At 51.5% G+C, this 462-nt stretch carries 1 protein-coding gene; it reads right to left on the reverse strand.

Annotated features, from left to right (window positions below):
- Nucleotides 1–160 precede the first annotated feature (160 nt).
- On the reverse strand, nucleotides 161–462 hold a 302-nt coding region (locus tag HMPREF2927_RS09110), incomplete at its 5' end, for a hypothetical protein (RefSeq protein WP_168165227.1).

Genomic DNA, 462 nt, shown 5'->3' on the forward strand with positions numbered 1-462 from the left:
TTATAAATACGATAGTGCTTATAAGTGGGGCCGGGTGGCAGGATTGCTGTTGTTAAAAGACGGGAAACTGGGAACGGGGTATTTAAACAGCTAGCCCGCCCCTCCGGTAGGAGGGGCAGGCTAGGGAGAGACTTTTGGAATACTAGGAAAGAGTTAGAGCCTAAACGCGTCCAGTAAAGCCATCTACGCTGTAACCGCTGTCGGTGGCGATGCTGTACTCGGTCACATAAACTGCTTCAATACCTGACTGGGGGTCGGGGCAACTATCGGAAGAAGTAACCGCTTCAACAGTGAAATAAGAGGTGGGATCAGGGGTAAGTGACCCTTCCTGCTGAGTGGTGGTGCTGAGGGTGCCGTTGTACTCAAATTCGTAAGCGATAAGGCCGCTGGTGGGAACGGTGTAGCTCAGGTTGCCGTTTTCAGTAGGCTGATAGTCGAGGACTGAATCAGCTACAGAATAGG

Source organism: Rothia sp. HMSC061E04, from assembly GCF_001813685.1.
GTDB lineage: Bacteria > Actinomycetota > Actinomycetes > Actinomycetales > Micrococcaceae > Rothia > Rothia mucilaginosa.